General features: G+C 68.8%; 21 protein-coding genes. 15 read left to right on the top strand and 6 right to left on the bottom strand.

Going from position 1 to position 17,707, the window contains the following annotated elements; translation table 11 throughout:
• Positions 1–11: 11 nt before the first annotated feature.
• Entirely contained in the window at positions 12–1,583 is a 1,572-nt protein-coding gene (locus AB7I40_RS06475; protein WP_428344223.1) for an MFS transporter, read from the bottom strand.
• 70 nt (positions 1,584–1,653) lie between these two features.
• Between AB7I40_RS06475 and AB7I40_RS06470 the strand changes: the two genes are divergently transcribed.
• The 11 genes from AB7I40_RS06470 (at position 1,654) to AB7I40_RS06420 (ending at position 9,802) form a co-directional block, all read left to right on the top strand.
• Positions 1,654–2,274: a TetR family transcriptional regulator gene (locus AB7I40_RS06470; protein WP_428344222.1), complete on the top strand. Its 621-nt coding sequence runs from the start codon at positions 1,654–1,656 to the stop codon at positions 2,272–2,274.
• A gap of 107 nt (positions 2,275–2,381) precedes the next feature.
• Positions 2,382–2,693, top strand: a complete 312-nt coding sequence (locus tag AB7I40_RS06465) for a DUF4333 domain-containing protein (RefSeq protein ID WP_428344221.1) — start codon at positions 2,382–2,384, stop codon at positions 2,691–2,693.
• Between the two features lie 48 nt (positions 2,694–2,741).
• Positions 2,742–3,431, top strand: coding sequence for an NAD-dependent deacylase (locus AB7I40_RS06460; RefSeq protein WP_428344220.1), 690 nt, complete (start codon positions 2,742–2,744; stop codon positions 3,429–3,431).
• Between the two features lie 74 nt (positions 3,432–3,505).
• Positions 3,506–4,234: a VIT1/CCC1 transporter family protein gene (locus AB7I40_RS06455; protein ID WP_428344219.1), complete on the top strand. Its 729-nt coding sequence runs from the start codon at positions 3,506–3,508 to the stop codon at positions 4,232–4,234.
• Positions 4,235–4,303: 69 nt separating this feature from the next.
• Positions 4,304–4,993: an energy-coupling factor ABC transporter permease gene (locus AB7I40_RS06450; RefSeq protein WP_428344218.1), complete on the top strand. Its 690-nt coding sequence runs from the start codon at positions 4,304–4,306 to the stop codon at positions 4,991–4,993.
• Positions 4,990–5,331, top strand: coding sequence for a PDGLE domain-containing protein (locus tag AB7I40_RS06445; protein WP_428344217.1), 342 nt, complete (start codon positions 4,990–4,992; stop codon positions 5,329–5,331). Before AB7I40_RS06450 ends, AB7I40_RS06445 begins: the two co-directional genes overlap by 4 nt.
• Entirely contained in the window at positions 5,332–6,009 is a 678-nt protein-coding gene (gene cbiQ / locus AB7I40_RS06440; RefSeq protein WP_428344216.1) for a cobalt ECF transporter T component CbiQ, read from the top strand. It abuts the gene before it with no gap.
• A complete protein-coding gene (locus AB7I40_RS06435; protein WP_428344215.1) occupies positions 6,009–6,761 on the top strand; it encodes an energy-coupling factor ABC transporter ATP-binding protein in 753 nt (250 codons plus the stop codon). The genes cbiQ and AB7I40_RS06435 overlap by 1 nt, the downstream gene beginning before the upstream one ends.
• A gap of 22 nt (positions 6,762–6,783) precedes the next feature.
• Positions 6,784–8,067, top strand: coding sequence for an NAD(P) transhydrogenase subunit alpha (locus AB7I40_RS06430; protein ID WP_428347930.1), 1,284 nt, complete (start codon positions 6,784–6,786; stop codon positions 8,065–8,067).
• Entirely contained in the window at positions 8,064–8,387 is a 324-nt protein-coding gene (locus tag AB7I40_RS06425; protein WP_428344213.1) for an NAD(P) transhydrogenase subunit alpha, read from the top strand. The genes AB7I40_RS06430 and AB7I40_RS06425 overlap by 4 nt, the downstream gene beginning before the upstream one ends.
• A complete protein-coding gene (locus tag AB7I40_RS06420) occupies positions 8,387–9,802 on the top strand; it encodes an NAD(P)(+) transhydrogenase (Re/Si-specific) subunit beta (protein WP_428344212.1) in 1,416 nt (471 codons plus the stop codon). Before AB7I40_RS06425 ends, AB7I40_RS06420 begins: the two co-directional genes overlap by 1 nt.
• A gap of 118 nt (positions 9,803–9,920) precedes the next feature.
• Here AB7I40_RS06420 and upp read toward each other — a convergent pair whose 3' ends face one another.
• Positions 9,921–10,562 carry a uracil phosphoribosyltransferase gene (upp, locus tag AB7I40_RS06415; protein ID WP_428344211.1) on the bottom strand — a complete coding sequence of 214 codons (642 nt, stop codon included), beginning with the start codon at positions 10,560–10,562 and terminating at the stop codon, positions 9,921–9,923.
• 91 nt (positions 10,563–10,653) lie between these two features.
• Between upp and AB7I40_RS06410 the strand changes: the two genes are divergently transcribed.
• The 4 genes from AB7I40_RS06410 (at position 10,654) to AB7I40_RS06395 (ending at position 13,642) form a co-directional block, all read left to right on the top strand.
• Positions 10,654–11,136, top strand: coding sequence for a tRNA adenosine deaminase-associated protein (locus AB7I40_RS06410; RefSeq protein WP_428344210.1), 483 nt, complete (start codon positions 10,654–10,656; stop codon positions 11,134–11,136).
• 26 nt (positions 11,137–11,162) lie between these two features.
• Positions 11,163–11,600, top strand: a complete 438-nt coding sequence (gene tadA, locus AB7I40_RS06405; RefSeq protein ID WP_428344209.1) for a tRNA adenosine(34) deaminase TadA — start codon at positions 11,163–11,165, stop codon at positions 11,598–11,600.
• Between the two features lie 86 nt (positions 11,601–11,686).
• On the top strand, positions 11,687–12,922 hold the full coding sequence (locus AB7I40_RS06400) for an alpha-hydroxy acid oxidase (protein ID WP_428344208.1): 1,236 nt from the start codon (positions 11,687–11,689) through the stop codon (positions 12,920–12,922).
• A gap of 78 nt (positions 12,923–13,000) precedes the next feature.
• Positions 13,001–13,642: a hypothetical protein gene (locus AB7I40_RS06395; RefSeq protein WP_428344207.1), complete on the top strand. Its 642-nt coding sequence runs from the start codon at positions 13,001–13,003 to the stop codon at positions 13,640–13,642.
• 3 nt (positions 13,643–13,645) lie between these two features.
• On the opposite strand, the gene AB7I40_RS06390 is transcribed toward AB7I40_RS06395, so the two are convergent.
• The 4 genes from AB7I40_RS06390 to AB7I40_RS06375 form a co-directional block, all read right to left on the bottom strand.
• Entirely contained in the window at positions 13,646–14,299 is a 654-nt protein-coding gene (locus AB7I40_RS06390) for a GAP family protein (RefSeq protein ID WP_428344206.1), read from the bottom strand.
• 58 nt (positions 14,300–14,357) lie between these two features.
• Complete coding sequence (locus tag AB7I40_RS06385; RefSeq protein ID WP_428344205.1) at positions 14,358–14,735, bottom strand: DUF779 domain-containing protein; 378 nt, start codon at positions 14,733–14,735, stop codon at positions 14,358–14,360.
• Positions 14,735–16,258, bottom strand: coding sequence for an acetaldehyde dehydrogenase ExaC (gene exaC, locus AB7I40_RS06380; protein WP_428344204.1), 1,524 nt, complete (start codon positions 16,256–16,258; stop codon positions 14,735–14,737). Before exaC ends, AB7I40_RS06385 begins: the two co-directional genes overlap by 1 nt.
• A gap of 182 nt (positions 16,259–16,440) precedes the next feature.
• Positions 16,441–17,637 (bottom strand): GAF domain-containing protein, encoded by a 1,197-nt coding sequence (locus tag AB7I40_RS06375; RefSeq protein WP_428344203.1) that lies wholly within the window; start codon positions 17,635–17,637, stop codon positions 16,441–16,443.
• Positions 17,638–17,707 lie beyond the last annotated feature (70 nt).

Here is a 17,707-nt window from a genome sequence, read left to right as displayed (position 1 = left end):
TGTTGCGCTGATCAGTGAGTGTCCACCGGTGTCGGACCGACCGACCCAGGTGCCGGGGCGGTGTCGTGGGCGTGCAGGTCGACCGCGAGCTCCTGCGCGTTGGGTGCACGCACGGCGACGATGACCGCCCCGAGTGCCAGGACCGCCGCCGCGACGAGGAATGCCCCACCCGTGGCGTCCACGAAGGCCTGGTTGGCAGCGTCCAGCAGTTGCTGTCCGCGGTCTCCGAGGCCTGGTGCGGCTGCGTGGACAGCGGCCAGGGACGAGGTGGCGGCGTCAGCGGCGTCGCGGGGGAGGCCGGCGACCGCGGGGGCGAGGTTGGCTCGGTACTGGTCGTTCAGGACGCTGCCGAGGATCGCGATCCCCAAGGCCGACCCGAACTCACGCGAGACGTCGTTGACCGCGGAGCCGACGCCCTGCTTGCTGGCCGGGAGTGAGGCGGTGATGGCCATCGTCGCGGGCGTGCTGGCCAGCGCCATGCCGGCGGCGAACACCGCCACCGCCCCGGCGAACTTCCAGTAGACGAGGTCGGCCCCGAGCTGGGTCAGTAGCAGCATGCCGACCGCCGACAGCGCGAGACCCAGGCTGGCGACCCGGTTGGTGCCGAACCGCTGCGCGAGCGCTGGCGCCCGACGGGCCAGGGGGATCAGGACCACGGGCAGGGGCAGCAGTGCGCAGGCCGCCTGGAGCGGGCTGAGCCCGGCGACGTACTGCAGGTACTGCAGGACGATGAAGAAGAACCCGAAGCTGGCGAAGAACTGCAACGCGATGGACAGCGCGCCGGTGCTGAACCCGCGCAACCGGAACAGTCGGGGGTCGAGCAGCGGGGACTCCTGGCGCAGCTCCCACGCCACGAACGCGACCGCGGCGAGGATCCCGACGACGAAACCGGTGACGGTCATGGCGTCGCCCCAGCCACGCTCGCCGCCTTCGATGAAGCCGAAGACGAGTCCGCCGACCAACGCCAAGGACAGGAGCGCGCCCAGGGGGTCCAGGGCGGGGGGGTGCGCGTCTCGGGAGTTGGGTACGACGAGGGCGCTGCCGATCAGACCGAGCGCCGCCAACGTCACGTTGAGGGCGAAGAACGAGTTCCACTCGAAGAACTCCAACAGCAGGCCCGAGCCGAAGAGGCCCACCACCGCGCCGCCGCCCGCGACGCCGACCCAGACGCCGACCGCCTTGGCCCGCTCCTCGGGTGGGAACGAGGTGGTGATGACCGACAAGGTCACCGGCATCACGGCGGCGGCGCCCACGCCCATGGCCGCACGCATGGCGATCAGCATCGTCGGGTCACTGACGAACAGGCCGAACGCGGACGCGCTGCCGAAGATGGCCAGCCCGGCCAGCAGCACGGGCTTGCGCCCGAACCGGTCGCCCAGGGCGCCCGCGGCGAGCAGCAGGCCGGCGAAGACCAACGTGTAGGCATCGACGATCCACTGGATCTCGCTCTGGGTGGCGCCGGTGTCGCGCTGGAGGCTCGGCAACGCGACATTGAGTCCGCTGACCGCGGACACGACGGTCATCAGGGACAGGGCGATCACCGCGAGCAGCGCGGTACGACGCCGAGGGCTGAGAGCTTCCATGGCTCGACTCCTTAAGTTCATCGACTGTTGAATAAACATATTCAACACACGATGAGTTAGGGTTGTCAACATGCCGAGCACTCCCAGGTCCACGTCGGACTCCCGCAGGGCGGGGCGCCGGGGCGCCTCCAGCACCGCCCGCGACGACATCTCCCGTGCGGCCGTCGAGGTCTTCGCCGAGCGGGGCTACGACAACGCCGGCCTCCGGCAGATCGCCGACCGGGCCGGCGTCGACCCGGCCCTCATCAACTACTTCTTCGGCTCGAAGGCCGAGCTCTTCGCCGAGGTCGTCGGCCTCCCGTTCCGCCCCGCCGACGTACTGCCCGGCATCCTCGACGGCGATCCGGACGGCATCGGGGAGCGACTGGCCACCTTCGTCGTCGCGGCCCTCGCAGACCCGGGGCGGCGCAACACGATCGTCGGGATGATCCGGTCCGCAGCGAGCCACGAGGTCGCCGCGGTGATGGTGCGCGACAAGGTGACCCGAGAGCTCCTGCTCCCGATCGCGGCTCACCTGGGCTCCGACCGAGCAGAGGTCCGCGCCGGTCTGGCCATGTCACAGGTCGTCGGCCTCGCCTTCGCCCGCCACGTGGTGGGACTCGAGGTCCTCAACACCGCATCGCAGGACGCCCTCGTTGCCGCGCTGGCGCCGACGTTGCAGCGCTACCTCGCCGGCGACCTCGACGGCTGATCGGTTCCACGGCGCCGACCGTCATGCCAAAACGCCACGGCCGAGGGCAGCCTCGCCCTAGGGTGGCAGCTCCCGGGCGGCGACCAGCTCTCGCGGACGACAGCTCCATGAGGACTCTGATGATCAAGAACACGCTGTTGGCCCTCGCAACCGTCGCCGGGTTCGCGCTCGTCGCGGGTTGCGGCAGCTCCGCTGTCGCGCAGTCCGACGTGGAAGCCCAGATCTCCAGTCAGCTCGCCGAGCAGGTGGGCCAGGAGCCGGACGACGTGGTGTGCCCCGGCGACCTCGACGCGGAGGTCGACACCGAGATGGAGTGCACGCTCACCGCAGGCGAGGACGAACTGCCGGTCACGGCCACCGTCACCGACGTGGACGGCGACACCGTCAACTTCGACATCGAGGTCGGCGACATCAAGTAAGGGTCCCCGCAGTGGCCCCTGCCGTCGGGGACGGCGCTACGTTGAGGCATGCGCATCGTCGTCCTGACCGGAGCCGGCATCTCCGCCGAGAGCGGGGTCCCGACCTTTCGCGACGCGGACGGCCTCTGGGAGGGCCACCGGGTCGAGGACGTGGCCACGCCCCAGGCATTCGCCTGGCAGCCCGACGTGGTGCAGGCGTTCTACGACACCCGCCGGGCTGCTCTCGACGCGGTCGACCCCAATCCTGCGCACCGGGCGCTCGCGCGGCTCGAGCAGGCGCTGGGAAAGGACCTGCTGCTGGTCACCCAGAACATCGACGACCTGCACGAGCGCGGCGGCTCCACCGACGTCGTACACATGCACGGTTCCCTGCGTACGGCGCTGTGTACGACGTGTCACCAGCGCTCGCCCGTCGCCGAGCCACTGCTGGCCGACCCGCCGTGCCCTCGGTGCGGCCACCGGACCCTGCGCCCTGATGTGGTCTGGTTCGGTGAACTGCCGCACGAGATGGACCGGATCCACGACGCTCTTGCCGAGGCGACCCACTTCGTGTCGATCGGGACCTCCGGCGCGGTCTACCCCGCTGCCGGGTTCGTCCAGGTCGCCCGCTCGGCCGGAGCGCACACGCTGGAGCTCAACCTGAAGCCGAGCGAGGGCACGGGCTACTTCCACGAAGCCCGGCACGGCTTCGCAGGTGAGCTCGTTCCGCGCTGGGTCGATGAGCTGCTGGATCGGTGACTGCTCGGTCGGAGATCGTGAGCCAAGCCTGCCCTTGGTTGCGCCTACGTCCGGCGATGGGTTGACTCGGCCGCATGAGTGCTGAGACGACCGAGCCCGCAGCGCCGCACGAGGGCGAGGCTCACGAGAGCGGCATCGGTGCCCGCCTGAACTGGCTGCGCGCGGGAGTGCTGGGTGCCAACGACGGCATCGTGTCCACCGCGGGCCTGGTGGTCGGAGTCGCTGGTGCCACCACCGATCGCAATGCCATCCTCGTCGCGGGTGTGGCCGGACTCTTCGCCGGGGCGCTCAGCATGGCCGCTGGCGAGTACGTGTCGGTCAGCACCCAGCGTGACTCCGAGCGGGCCCTGCTCGAGAAGGAGCGCAAGGAGCTTCGCGACATGCCGGAGGACGAGCTCGCCGAGCTGGCCGAGATCTACGTGGAGAAGGGCCTCAGTGTCGACCTCGCCCGCCAGGTCGCCCAGGAGCTGACCGACCATGACGCGCTGGGAGCGCATGCCGATGCCGAGCTCGGCATCGACCCGGACAACCTGACGAACCCGTGGCACGCGGCCTGGGCCTCGATGATCGCCTTCACCGTGGGGGCCCTGCTGCCGCTGCTGACCATCACCCTGGTGGCGCAGTCGGCACGGGTCTGGGTCACGGTCGTCTCCGTGGCGCTCGCCCTCGCCCTCACCGGGTGGTCGAGTGCCAGGCTGGGCCAGAGCCCACCACGTCGCGCGGTGCTGCGCAACGTGGGTGGTGGGTTGCTGGCGATGGCCGTGACCTACCTGATCGGCGTACTGTTCGGCGCTCGGATCTGACCTCTCCGACCGGGCCTGCCCGATCGGGCAGGCTATTGCGAACTGTTTGCAACAGCGTATGGTGGGCTCATGCACGTACCTGACGGATTCCTCGACGCACCCACGTCGATCGCGACCGGCGTCGTGGCCGCGGCAGGCGTCGCTGTCGCCCTGCGCGGTGCACGCCGCGAGCTGGACGACCGCACCGCGCCGATGGCGGGCCTGGTCGCCACCTTCGTCTTCGCCGGCCAGATGATGAACTTCCCGGTCGCGGCCGGCACCAGCGGTCACCTGCTCGGCGGTGCCCTCGCCGCCGTGCTCGTCGGCCCCTACACCGCCGTGCTCTGCGTCAGCGTCGTGCTCCTCGTGCAGGCACTGTTCATGGCCGACGGGGGCATCACCGCGCTCGGCACCAACGTCACCCTGATGGCCATCGTGGGCTCTGTGGTGGGGTGGCTGGTCTTCCGGGGCGTCCAGAGCATCCTGCCCAAGCGCCTGTCCATGGTCGCCCCCGCAGCCGCCGTGGGGGCCCTGGTCAGCGTGCCGGTGGCCGCGGTCGCCTTCACCGCCCTGTTCGCCATCGGCGGGACCGCACCGGTGGAGACGAAAACGGTCCTCACCGCCATGGTGTCGTGGCACGTGCTGATCGGCATCGGTGAGGCCGTGGTGACCGGACTCGTCGTCGGCGCCGTGACCGCCGTACGCCCCGATCTCGTGTACGGCGCCCGCCGGGTGCTGGCCACCCGCACCCTCGAGATCCGGAAGGTGGGAGCGGCATGAGGACCAGGACCTTCCTGGCGATCGGTGTCCTGGTCGCCCTGCTGATCGCCGGCGTGGCCAGCTTCTACGCCAGCTCGCACCCCGACGGCCTCAACTACGTCGCCGAGAAGACCGGGTTCATCGACCAGGAGAAGGCATCGGCCACCTCCGACGGCCCGTTCGCGGGCTATGCCACCAAGGGCGTGGACAACGAACGGCTCAGCGGCGGCATCGCCGGCGTCGCCGGCTGCCTCCTGGTGCTCACCATCGCCGGAAGCCTCACCTGGGCCGTGCGCCGTCGCGGCCACGAGGAGCAGAGTGACACCACCGACGAGACATCCGAGCGCGAGTCCGTCTAGATGGGCGCCGGCCACGGCCACCGGCTGCACTTCCACGGGCACAGCCCGATCCACAGGGCGCCGGCCCACCTCAAGCTGCTGACCCTGGTCGGCTTCATGCTGATCGTGGTCGCCACCCCGCGGGAGTGGTATCCGGTCTTCGGCGGCTACCTCCTCCTCGTCCTGGCCGTCATCGCCACCAGCCGGGTCCCGTTCGGCTACATCGCCCGGCGCATGGTGGTGGAGACACCCTTCGTGCTGTTCGCCCTGCTCGTGCCCTTCGTCGCCACCGGCCCCAGCACCCAGTTCCTGGGGCTGACGGTGTCCCAACCCGGGCTGGTCGCCGCCTGGGGGCTGTTGGCCAAGGGCACCCTGGGCGTGATGGCCTCGCTCACGATGGCCGCCACCACCGAGCCGACCGACGTACTGCGAGGCCTGGAACGCCTGCGGATGCCCGACCTGATCGTGCAGATCATGGGTTTCATGATCCGCTACCTCGACGTCATCACCGCCGAGCTGACCCGCATGACGACCGCGATGCGCTCGCGCGGCTGCGACCCGCGCTCACCGCGGCACTGGCCCGTGCTGGCCCGGTCGCTGGGTGCCCTCTTCATCCGGTCCTACGAACGTGGTGAACGGGTCCACCTGGCCATGGTCTCGCGCGGCTACACCGGCACCATGCCGTCCAAGGAGTCCTGATGGCCACGCCCGTGCTCGAGGTCCAAGGGCTCGCCTACGCCTACCCCGACGGCCACCAGGCCCTCTTCGGGGTGGACCTGCACGTGCACCAGGGCGAGCGGGTCGCGCTCCTCGGGCCCAACGGCGCCGGCAAGACCACCCTCGTGCTGCATCTCAACGGCATCCTGACACCGGGAGCCGGCACGGTGTCGGTCAGTGGCCTCCCGGTCGTCAAGGAGCACCTGAAGGAGATCCGCCGCCGGGTGGGCATCGTGTTCCAGGACCCGGATGACCAGCTCTTCATGGCCACGGTTCGCCAGGACGTCGCCTTCGGCCCGGCCAACATGGGGGTCAAGGGAGCCGAGCTCGAGCGCCGGGTCGTCGAGGCACTCGACCGGGTCGGGATGGTGGACTTCATCGACCGGCCCCCACATCACCTGTCCTTCGGTCAGCGCCGACGAGTGGCGGTCGCGACCGTGTTGGCGATGCAGCCGGAGATCCTGGTCCTCGACGAGCCGTCCTCCAACCTCGACCCCGCCTCGCGTCGCGAACTGGCCGACATCATGCGCTCCCTGGACGTGACCGTCCTGATGGTCACCCACGACCTTCCCTACGCCTTGGAGCTGTGCCCGAGATCGGTGGTCCTCCATGACGGAGCCGTGGTGGCCGACGGGGCCACGTACGACGTCCTCACCGACGACGTCCTCATGAAGGCCAACCGGCTCGAACTGCCCTTCGGGTTCGACCCGCGAAGCGTGCGTCTGAGCGACTGAGCCATCGGCTAGGTTCGGGCAGGTGAAGATCGCCGTAGCCGCAGAAGTCCACGCTGGGGAGACCCGGGTCGCGTTGGTGCCGGAGCTGGTCGGCAAGCTCACAGGTCTGGGCTATGAGGTGTCGGTGGAGCCCGGTGCCGGTGCGGGCGCGCTGATCTCGGACGAGGAGTTCCTCGACGCCGGGGCCGCGGTGGATCCGGCCGCCCTCGAGATCGCAGATGTCGTGGTGTCGGTCCAACCCCTGTCCGTGGCCGCGATCCGGCGGTTGAGGTCCGGAGCGACCACCGTCTCCTTCCTGCCCGCCGCAGCGAACCCCGAGGTCGTCACCGCGTTGCTGCAGTGCTCGATCACCTCGCACGCCATGGAACTGGTGCCACGGATCTCCCGCGCCCAGTCGATGGATGCACTGTCATCGCAGTCGCTGGTGTCGGGCTACCGGTCCGCGATCGTGGCCGCCGGTCTGCTGCGACGCTTCTTCCCCCTGAACATGACCGCGGCCGGCACGGTGCCCCCCGCCCAGGTCGTGGTCCTCGGAGCCGGGGTGGCCGGCCTCCAGGCCATCGCCACCGCGAAGCGGCTCGGCGCCGTCGTCAAGGCGTACGACGTGCGAGCAGCCGCGGCAGAGGAGATCCGCTCGGTGGGCGCACAGTCGATCGACCTGGCGCTGGAGACGCTCGAGGGTGCCGGTGGCTACGCCCGCGAGATGACCGAGGACCGGGCGGCGCGCCAGCGCGACCTCTTGGCCCCCTACATCGCCGCGGCCGACGCGCTGATCACGACCGCCGCCGTACCAGGCCGGCAGGCGCCCATGCTGGTCACCTCCGCCATGGTGGAGCAGATGTCACCGGGCTCCGTGGTCGTCGACCTGGCTGCCGACTCCGGTGGCAACGTGGAGGGTTCGGTGGCCGGCGAGGTGGTGCGGATCGGGAACGCCCAGGTGTGGGGCGGTCGCAACGTGCCCGCGCAGATGCCGGGCCCGGCGTCGAAGCTCTACGCCCAGAACATCGTCAACCTCGTCACCTTGATGACCCGCTCCACCGACGGGGTGGCCGCCTTCGATCCGGACTTCGAGGACGAGATCGTCGCGTCGTCGTGCGTCACCCGCGACGGCGTCATCGTGCACGAGCCGACCAGGGCGGCGCTGGACCCCGACCCGGTGGTCGAGCCTGATGTCTCGGTGGTCGAGCCTGATGTCTCGGTGGTCGAGCCCGATGTCTCGGTGGTCGGGCCCGATGTCTCGGTGGTCGGGCCCGATGTCTCGGTGGTCGAGCCTGTCGAGACCACTCCCCAAGGAGAGCAGCCGTGAGTCCGTCCATCGTCTATTTGACGATCTTCATCCTGAGCGTCTTCGTGGGCATCGAGGTGATCTCGAAGGTCTCCTCCACGCTGCACACCCCGTTGATGTCGGGAGCCAACGCGATCCACGGCATCATCCTGTTGGGTGCGATCCTGGTGACCGGGTCGACCGACAACACCTTCGCGCTGATCATCGGCCTGGTTGCGATCGTGCTGGCGGCGGTCAACATGGTGGGCGGTTTCGTGGTCACCGACCGGATGCTGCAGATGTTCGTGCGCAAGAAGCCTGCCAAGGCGCCCGTCGCCCCGGACGATGGGGGAGCGGCCTGATGGACGTCGTGATGCCCGTCTGGGTGCAACTGGTCTTCCTGCTGTGCGCGGTCTGCTTCATCCTGGCCCTCAAGGGCCTGTCCGGACCCAGGACGGCACGCGCCGGCAACCTCCTCGGTGCCGGGGCTGCGGTCGTCGCCTGCGCCGTACCGTTCTTCTGGAGCGAGCTGGACCTCGATCACGTCGCCCTCATGCTCGTCGCGATCGCGATCGGCACCGTGGGCGGTGTCGTCGGTGCCCAGAAGGTCACCATGACCCAGATGCCGCAGATGGTGGCCCTGTTCAACGGGGTCGGCGGCGGCGCAGCAGCCCTCGTGGCCCTGCTGGAGCTGCATCACATGCTCGAGGAGCAGTCGGCGTTCCCCGGCATCGACCTGTTCAACTGGTTCGTCTACGCAGCCACTGCGTTCACCATCGTGGTCGGCTCGGTGTCCTTCGCCGGGTCCATCGTCACCTTCGCCAAGCTCCAGGAGCTGATGACGTCGCGCCCGGTGACCTTCCCCGGGCTGCCGTTCCTCTTCGGGGGCTCGTTCGTCGTCGCCGTCGCCCTGTCGGTGCAACTGGTGCAGTCGCCCGCGATGTGGATCGGGATCCTGCTCGCACTGCTGGGTCTGGTGATCGGTGTACTCCTGGTGCTTCCGGTGGGCGGCGCCGACGTACCGATCGTCATCTCCTTGCTCAACGCCTTCACCGGCCTGACCGTGGCTGCCGGAGGCTACGTCCTGAACAACACGGTTCTGCTGGTGGCGGGGACCCTGGTCGGCGCATCGGGCACGTTCCTCACCCTGCTGATGGCCGGCGCGATGGGCCGGTCGGTGGCCAACATCCTGTTCGGCGCTCTGCGGGGCGGTTCGACACTGGGGGCCGGAGAGGCCTCAGAGCGTCCGGTGCGCTCGGCCGGACCCGAGGACGTGGCGATCCTGTTGGGCTACGCCGACCGCGTGATCATCGTGCCGGGCTACGGCCTGGCAGTGGCCCAGGCCCAGCACACGCTGCGCGAACTGGTCGACGTCCTGATCGCACGGGGCACGAAGGTCGACTACGCCATCCACCCGGTGGCCGGCCGGATGCCGGGGCACATGAACGTGCTGCTCGCCGAGGCCCAGGTGCCCTATGAGCGGCTGATCGAGATGGACGAGATCAACTCCGAGTTCAAGCAGACCGACGTGGTGCTCGTCGTCGGAGCGAACGACGTGGTCAACCCGGCGGCGCGCACCACGCCCTCGGCACCCATCTACGGCATGCCCATCCTCAACGCCGACGAGGCCCAGCAGGTGGTGTTCATGAAACGCTCGATGCGCCCCGGCTTCGCCGGCATCGAGAATGAGCTGCTCTTCGACCCCAGGACCACGTTGTTGTTCGGTGACGCCAAAGACTCACTCGGCAAGCTGCTGAATGCTGTGAAGGCACTGTAGGTCGGGGTGTGTTGCGGGTTTCCCCGGTCGACCGGGGGAACTCGCGGTTGTCGGCCATTGCAACAGCTGACAACCGCGGGGATCGCCGGTCAGCCGGTGATCCCTGGGGCTGGTGGGATCACCCGACGACGCCGTACAACCGATCGCCCGCGTCCCCGAGCCCGGGCACGATGTAGCCCTTCTCGTTCAGCCTCTCGTCCATCGCGGCGGTGACGATGGTGACCGGGACGTCGACGGAGGCGAGGTCGGCCTCGAGCCGGGCGCAGCCCTCGGGGGCGGCGAGCAGGCAGATCGCGGTGATGTGGTCGGCCCCCCGGTCCACCAGGAACTTGATGGCGGCAGCGAGGGTGCCGCCGGTGGCCAGCATCGGGTCGAGCACGTAGCACTGCCGTCCGGACAGGTCGTCGGGCAGGCGCTCGGCATAGGTCGACGCCTCGAGGGTGTCCTCGTTGCGGACCATCCCGAGGAACCCGACCTCGGCCGTGGGGAGCAGGCGCATCATGCCGTCGAGCATGCCCAGGCCTGCTCGCAGGATGGGTACGACGAGCGGCTTCGGTGAGGCCAGCTTGACGCCCACCGCGGGGGACACGGGGGTGATGACCGTGACGGGGACGACTCGGACGTCGCGGGTGGCCTCATAGGCGAGCAGGGTCACGAGCTCGTCGGCCAGCTGACGAAACGTCGGCGAGTCGGTGGCCTCGTCGCGCAGGGTGGTCAGCTTGTGTGCGACCAACGGATGGTCGATGACGTGGGTCTCCATGAGGTGAACCCTAGTGGGCCGTTCGGCAACATGGTTGGTGTCGGGTCCCGCCTTCTGTCACTCTGGGGGACTGACAGGTGGGAGGTGTCCGATGCCCGATCAACTCGACGGGATCGACTTCGCGGTCGCCGCATTTCGTGAGGACGGGATCTGGCATGTCCAGGAAGTTTCGGACACGGTCCTGACCGACATCGACACCCTCTCCCACGCCCTGCGTCGCCTGCCGGGGGACGGCGCGGTCGGGCTGGTCGCGATCGACGAGGACTTCTTCGTGATCGTCCGGGTGAACGGCCCCGAGATCCGGGTGCTGCTCTCCGACATCACCGCTGCCGACGAGTGGGACCTGGCCCGGTCCGCTGTCGAGGCGCTGCACCTGCCCTACCCCGAGGAGGAGGACGAGCAGGTCCCTGCCGGAGACCTGAACATCCTCGGCGACCTGGGCATGCACGCCATGGACATGGCGGCGTTGATCGACGACTTCGAGCTCTACCCCGACGAGATGCTGTCCGACGTGGCCAGTCGTGCGGGCTTCGGACCGCAGTTCGACGACGCGGTCGGCCTCACCTCGGCGTGATCCCGATCGAGCAGTGGGTGCCCCCCATGCGGGTTGCCCTCGACGAGGCACGGGCTGCCCTCGCCACCGGCGACGTACCGGTCGGCGCGATCGTGCTCGATCCTGACGGTGTCGTGATCGGCCGGGGTCACAACGTGCGCGAGGCCCGGGCCGACCCGACCGGCCACGCCGAGGTGCTGGCCCTTCGTGAGGCGGCTTCGGCTCGCGACGCGTGGCGCCTGGAAGGCTGCACTCTCGTGGCGACGCTCGAGCCCTGCACCATGTGTGCCGGTGCGATCGTCCTCGCCCGGATCAGCACCCTGGTCTTCGGGGCGTACGACGCGAAGGCCGGCGCGGTCGGGAGCCTGTGGGACGTCGTGCGAGACCGGCGCCTCAACCATCGCCCTGAGGTGGTCTCCGGTGTGCTCGCCGAGGAGTCCACTCGTTTGCTGGACGACTTCTTCCGCCAGCGGCGTACCCCCTGACCACGGATCGGGGTACGGCGACCGCTGCGCGAGGTCGACGCGGTGAAGGGGAGGCAGAGAATCCGAGGCAGTGAGAGAGTCGCCTGATGAAGCGACAGCTGCCCAAGCGCCACGACCTGGCTCCCCTGCTGAAGTTCAAGAAGCCCACCCTCTCTCCCAAGGAGCGCCGGCTGGCTGCGGCCCTGACCGTCGAGGACCTGCGCCGGATCGCCAAGCGGCGTACTCCCAAGCCGGCGTTCGACTACACCGACGGCGCGGCCGACGGGGAGGTCTCCCTGGCGCGCGCCCGTGAGGCGTTCGGCGACGTTGAGTTCAACCCTGCCGTCCTGCGCGACGTCTCTCGGGTCGACACCTCGCGCGAGGTGCTCGGCAGGCAGGTCGCGTTGCCGTTCGGGATCGCGCCAACCGGGTTCACGCGGATGATGCAGGCCGAGGGTGAGATCGCGGGCGCCTCGGCTGCGGGTGCAGCTGGCATCCCGTTCACGCTGTCGACGATGGGCACGACCTCGATCGAGGAGGTCGCCGGGGCCAACCCCGAGGGCCGCAACTGGTTCCAGCTCTACATGTGGAAGGACCGCGATCGATCGATGGCCCTGGTCGATCGGGCTGCCAAGGCCGGCTACGACACCTTGGTGGTGACCGTCGATGTCCCTGTGGCCGGGGCCCGGCTGCGTGACGTGCGCAACGGCATGACGATCCCTCCCACCCTGAGCGCTCGGACCGTGGCCAACGCCATCCCGCGACCGGCCTGGTGGATCAACTTCCTGACCACCGAACCGCTCGCCTTCGCCTCGCTCGACTCGTGGTCGGGCACGGTGGCAGACCTGTTGGACACCATGTTCGACCCGACCGTGACCTATGAGGATCTGGCCTGGATCCGGGACCAGTGGCCCGGCAAGGTGTCGGTCAAGGGCGTGCAGACCGTGGCCGATGCCCGTCGCCTCGCGGAGGCCGGGGTGGACGCCGTCGTCCTGTCCAACCACGGTGGACGGCAGCTGGACCGGGCTCCTGTGCCCTTCCACCTGCTGCCGCAGGTGGTCGCGGCAGTGGGAGACGACCTTGAGGTCCACCTGGACACCGGCATCATGTCCGGTCAGGACATCGTGGCCGCACTCGCGCACGGAGCCCACTTCACGCTGATCGGACGCGCCTACCTCTATGGGCTGATGGCCGGAGGACGCGACGGCGTGGATCGCACCATCGACATCCTCCGCGGTCAGATCGAACGCACGATGCGGCTGCTCGGTGTCGCCACGCTCGACGAGCTGGAACCTGGCCACGTCACCCAGCTGCAACGCCTGGCCCCGCGCGCCCTGCAGTAGACGACTCTGGGGTTCCGAGCCATGGCCGGAGCGTGCAGGGCGATCTAGCATCGGAGTCAGTCGTTGGGGGGAGTGCGCATGACCTGGTTCGCTCGAGGGGTGGCGGTGGCTGCCGCGCTGGTGGTCGTCCCGTTCACAGCGGCGCCCTCCCAGGCGGCGTTGGCTCGCACCTACACCAAGTCGGCTGTGGTCGAGCTGGTGGAGATGGGGGCCATGCCGGGCGCACCTGGCAACGCCCACTACGGGCACCTGGAGTTCTACAGCTCCTCCGACGGGTCGGCGGCCGTGCGCGGCTACGTGTTCCACTTCGATTGCCCCGCCGGCTTCGAGCCGACCCGTACGCCGGACTTCACTGAGGCGGCCGGTGAGCTGGAACGTGAGTGCACCTTCTTCGAGGAGGGAACCGAGTCGCTGGAGTCCGGTGAGGTTCGCATCCGGATGACCAAGGACCAGGCCTGGACCCATGTCGAGGGCTACTTCGACGGATCCTTGGCCGGACAGCCCACTGTCGACTTCTCGCTGACCCTGCGCGGGTTCGGGGAGGTCACCGAGACCCACAGCGTCACCCGCTTCCCCGGCTACAAGCAGCGCACCCGCGACCGCGAGCGTGCCGCGAGCGTCACGGGCACCATCGGGGGTCTGGGGTTGGGTGACGAGCCGGACGACCTGCGCTTCGTGGGCCAGGTCCACCGCGTGCGATTCCTCACCGCCACCTGGTAGTCCTCAGAGCTCGCCGAACCCCTTCGACACGAGCAGGCAGCCGATCACCACGATCACGACGGCCATGACCGCGGCGTTGTGGGTGATCAACCAGTCCTTGGCGCGCGCGAGAGGGGGCAGCATCCGCTCGCCCACGACCAGGAATCCGAGCACCGGTACTGCGACACTCGACGCGGCGACAGCGGTGAAGGCCGCCACCGCCACGACGAACTCGGTCAGGGTGAGCTCCACCCCGCCGACGTACAGCCCGGCGGCCGCGGACAGCAGCAACACCTTGGGGTTCGCCACTGACAACAGCAGCCCGATGCTCAGTGCCTTGCGCGCATCTGCCGTCTCGAGCGACTGCATCCAGCCCGGCGGCGCGGCCTCCTTGCCGCGGCCCAGCCACTTGACCACGCCCAGGATGACCAGAGCGAGTCCCAGGACGATGCGCAGCCAGATCGCCCAGACCGGCGTCTCGCCCCGTTCCAGCACCGTGGCCAGGGTGGTGAACACCAGAGTGCCGACCAGGATGCCGACCACCCAGCCGGCCAGGAACGCCGTACTCGCGGCGCGTGGCTGCCGGGTGAAGAGCAGGAGGATCGCAGGAATGACCGGGAAGGGTGACGCCGCAATGGCCACCGCCAGCGGGAGGATCTCTCCCAGTACCTCGCCCATGTGTGTCCTTCAGGTCCGATGTGTCGCGATCGTCCCACAACGAAGGCAGTCGAGGCGGTCAGTGTCCGACGTCGGCCGCAATCGATTCTGCATCCGTGAACAGGCGGGAGCGGATCAGGAAGCGAACCCCCTCAGGTGCCTCGAGGGAGAAGCCCGCCCCTCTGCCCTTCACGACGTCGATGGTCAGGTGCGTGTGCTTCCAGTACTCGAACTGAGTCTTGGACATGAAGACCGGGACCTGGCGCTCCAGGCCGACCTCGAGATCGCCGAGATGAAGGTCGGACCCGCCGATCCGGAACTCCCCGTCCGGGTAGCACATCGGCGAGGAGCCGTCGCAGCAGCCGCCGGACTGGTGGAACATCACCGGTCCGTGGGAGTCGGTGAGGCGGCGGATGAGCTCCGCCGCCTCCGCTGTGACAGCGACCCGTTCAACCATCAGAAGAAGCCCAGCTTGTCCGGAGAGTAGGAGACAAGGAGGTTCTTGGTCTGCTGGTAGTGGTCGAGCATCATCTTGTGGTTCTCGCGGCCGATCCCGGACTGCTTGTAGCCGCCGAAGGCCGCGTGGGCGGGGTAGGCGTGGTAGCAGTTCGTCCAGACCCTGCCGGCCTGGATCGCCTTGCCGGCGCGGAAGGCTCGACTGCCGTCACGGGTCCACAGGCCAGCGCCGAGGCCGTACAGGGTGTCGTTGGCGATCTTGAGCGCATCGGCCTCGTCGTCGAACGAGGTGAGCGACACCACCGGCCCGAAGATCTCCTCCTGGAAGATCCGCATGGAGTTGTCGCCCTCGAAGACGGTCGGCTGCACGTAGTAGCCCTCGGCCAGGTCGCCCTCGAGGACGTTGCGCTCGCCACCGGTGAGCACCTTGGCGCCCTCCTGCTTGCCGATGTCGAGGTAGGACAGGATCTTCTCGAGCTGGTCGTTGGAGGCCTGGGCGCCCATCATCGTGTCGGTGTCCAGCGGGTTGCCCTGCTTGATGGCCTCCACCCGTGCGATGGCGTCGGGCACGAAGTCGCTGTAGATCGAGCTCTGCACGAGTGCGCGTGAGGGACAGGTGCAGACCTCGCCCTGATTGAGCGCGAACATGGTGAAGCCCTCGAGGGCCTTGTCGTAGAAGGCGTCCTTCTGAGCCGCCACGTCCTCGAAGAAGACGTTGGGGCTCTTGCCACCGAGCTCCAGGGTGACCGGGATGATGTTCTCACTGGCGTACTGCATGATCAGGCGCCCGGTCGTGGTCTCACCGGTGAAGGCGATCTTCCGGATCCGGCTGCTGGAGGCCAGCGGCTTGCCGGCCTCGACGCCGAAGCCGTTGACGACGTTGAGTACGCCGGCCGGCAGCAGGTCGCCGATGAGCTCCATCAGCTTGAGGATTGACCAGGGGGTCTGCTCGGCCGGCTTGAGTACGACGGCGTTGCCGGCCGCGAGAGCAGGGGCGAGCTTCCAGACGGCCATCAGGATGGGGAAGTTCCAGGGGATGATCTGGCCGACCACACCCAGGGGCTCGTGGAAGTGATACGCGATGGTGTTCTCGTCGATCTCACTGATGCCACCCTCCTGGGCCCGAAGGGCGCCGGCGAAGTAGCGGAAGTGGTCGACGGCGAGCGGCATGTCGGCGTTGATGGTCTCGCGCACGGCCTTGCCGTTGTCCCAGGTCTCGATGACGGCCAGGTCTTCGAGGTTGGCCTCCATCACAGCGGCGATCTGGAGCAGGATGTTGGAGCGTTCCGTGGTCGACGTACGACCCCACGGGCCGGCTGCGGCCTCGGCGGCATCCAGGGCCGCCTCGATGTCCTCCGCGGTGCCGCGGGCGATCTCGGTGAACGGCTTGCCGTTCACGGGGGAGATGTTCTCGAAGTAGGCACCCTTGATCGGGTCGACCCACTGGCCACCGATGTAGTGCCCGTAGCGGCTCTTGACCTCGATGCTCGAGTCAGGCGCCCCGGGTGCTGAAAAGACAGACATGCGAACTCCCTGTGATTGATGTGACTGCAGTCACACGGTAGGAAGTGCCACGTTGCGGGGACGTTGCAGGAGTCACCGGTCAGCCGGGGAAACTCACGGTTGTCAGCCATTGCAACGGCTGACAACCGCGGGAATCACCGGTCAGCCGGGGACTCCTGCGGCAGGAGTGAATCCGGCCCCAGCTACAGCAGCTCACGGTCCAGCCGGGCGATCTGTCCGTCGATCAGCGCGAGCATGGGTGAGGCTCCGCCGACGGCGTCGCGTTGGGCGGTCCACATCTCGTAGTCGTCGGTGCCCCACGCCGAACGGGTCCAGGTGGACATCAGGTCTGCCTCGCCACTGCGCAGAAGCGCTTGGCGCAGGGAGTTCTCGAGGTTCTCCCGCAGGCGTACGACGCCGGGCGCGATGGAACGCGGGAGGACAGGTCCGGCGTAGGCATGCATCGCGGCACGCAGGTTGCCGGCGGCCAGGTGCGCCTCGACGGCGAGCCAGTCGGCGGTGACGCCGGCCGCGAGACGGTAGGGGCGTGAGGCCAGGAGCTCGTCACCGAGGAGGTGGCGCAGGCGGTTGAACTCGGCCCGCAAGGTTGAGGAGGGACTGTCGTCCTCATAGAGCAGTACTGCCAGTTCGTCACCGGACAGGCCGCGCGGCGCGGAGGCCAGCAGCAGGAGGATCTCGCTGTGGCGTGGCGAGAGCCGCAGGTTGGCGTGATGGCCGCGGCCGTCGTTGAGGGCGAGCAGCGCTTCGGAGCGGCCGAGTGACTCCATGACGACGTGGAACCCGTCGTACTGCTGCTCGCGGAGGCCGACCGTCAGCCGGTCACGGGCCAGTTCGGCCTCGGCCATCCGGGCGGCGGCGCGCACCATGGCCATGGTCTGCGGTACGACGATCTGGTCGCCGCCGGTGATGTCGAGGACCCCGAGAAGGCTGGAGGAGCCGGGATCGTGGATGGGGGTGGCTGCGCACGACCACTGCTGCACCGACTGACGGAAGTGCTCGGAGCGGATCACGTTGACCGGCTGGTCCAGGCGCAGGGCGAGCCCGGGCGCGTTGGTGCCCGCGAGTCGCTCGTCCCAGTTGCTGCCCTCGACGAAGCCGATGGACTCGGCCCGGCGCAACGTGGCCGGCGTGCCGCACACCCAGAGCAGTTGGCCGGCTGCGTCCGAGACGGCCATCATCGCGTCGCAGTCTCGTGCGGCTTGGCCGAGGACGTCGTCGAGCAGCGGGAAGACCCGCGAGAGGGGGTGTTCCTGGCGGTAGTCGCGCAGGTCATTGTCGGGCAAGGTGATCGGGGCGTCGACCCGGTCGGCGAGCACGCCGGCGGCTGCGGAACGATGCCAGGAGTCCGCCACCTCCGCGCGCATCGCATCGTGGGTCATGGGCTCAGTGAACACGGTCACACGTCACCACACCAGGATCTCGACAGCAGGGCAGTCTTGGCAGACTGCG

This window comes from Nocardioides sp., from assembly GCF_050246775.1.
Classification (GTDB): Bacteria; Actinomycetota; Actinomycetes; order Propionibacteriales; family Nocardioidaceae; genus Nocardioides.
The sequence above is the reverse complement of the archived record's forward strand: the minus strand, read 5'-3'. Positions and strand labels throughout refer to the sequence as shown.

Coding starts and splice junctions, on each gene's coding strand:
- AB7I40_RS06460 (WP_428344220.1), top strand. CDS start 2,742: ATGCGCATCGTCGTCCTGACCGGAGCCGGCATCTCCGCCGAGAGCGGG.
- AB7I40_RS06435 (WP_428344215.1), top strand. CDS start 6,009: ATGGCCACGCCCGTGCTCGAGGTCCAAGGGCTCGCCTACGCCTACCCC.
- upp (WP_428344211.1), bottom strand. CDS start 10,562: ATGGAGACCCACGTCATCGACCATCCGTTGGTCGCACACAAGCTGACC.
- tadA (WP_428344209.1), top strand. CDS start 11,163: ATGCGGGTTGCCCTCGACGAGGCACGGGCTGCCCTCGCCACCGGCGAC.
- AB7I40_RS06450 (WP_428344218.1), top strand. CDS start 4,304: ATGCACGTACCTGACGGATTCCTCGACGCACCCACGTCGATCGCGACC.
- AB7I40_RS06410 (WP_428344210.1), top strand. CDS start 10,654: ATGCCCGATCAACTCGACGGGATCGACTTCGCGGTCGCCGCATTTCGT.
- AB7I40_RS06385 (WP_428344205.1), bottom strand. CDS start 14,735: ATGGTTGAACGGGTCGCTGTCACAGCGGAGGCGGCGGAGCTCATCCGC.
- AB7I40_RS06400 (WP_428344208.1), top strand. CDS start 11,687: ATGAAGCGACAGCTGCCCAAGCGCCACGACCTGGCTCCCCTGCTGAAG.
- AB7I40_RS06475 (WP_428344223.1), bottom strand. CDS start 1,583: ATGGAAGCTCTCAGCCCTCGGCGTCGTACCGCGCTGCTCGCGGTGATC.
- exaC (WP_428344204.1), bottom strand. CDS start 16,258: ATGTCTGTCTTTTCAGCACCCGGGGCGCCTGACTCGAGCATCGAGGTC.
- AB7I40_RS06390 (WP_428344206.1), bottom strand. CDS start 14,299: ATGGGCGAGGTACTGGGAGAGATCCTCCCGCTGGCGGTGGCCATTGCG.
- AB7I40_RS06375 (WP_428344203.1), bottom strand. CDS start 17,637: ATGACCCACGATGCGATGCGCGCGGAGGTGGCGGACTCCTGGCATCGT.
- AB7I40_RS06470 (WP_428344222.1), top strand. CDS start 1,654: ATGCCGAGCACTCCCAGGTCCACGTCGGACTCCCGCAGGGCGGGGCGC.
- cbiQ (WP_428344216.1), top strand. CDS start 5,332: ATGGGCGCCGGCCACGGCCACCGGCTGCACTTCCACGGGCACAGCCCG.
- AB7I40_RS06465 (WP_428344221.1), top strand. CDS start 2,382: ATGAGGACTCTGATGATCAAGAACACGCTGTTGGCCCTCGCAACCGTC.
- AB7I40_RS06395 (WP_428344207.1), top strand. CDS start 13,001: ATGACCTGGTTCGCTCGAGGGGTGGCGGTGGCTGCCGCGCTGGTGGTC.
- AB7I40_RS06445 (WP_428344217.1), top strand. CDS start 4,990: ATGAGGACCAGGACCTTCCTGGCGATCGGTGTCCTGGTCGCCCTGCTG.
- AB7I40_RS06420 (WP_428344212.1), top strand. CDS start 8,387: ATGGACGTCGTGATGCCCGTCTGGGTGCAACTGGTCTTCCTGCTGTGC.
- AB7I40_RS06455 (WP_428344219.1), top strand. CDS start 3,506: ATGAGTGCTGAGACGACCGAGCCCGCAGCGCCGCACGAGGGCGAGGCT.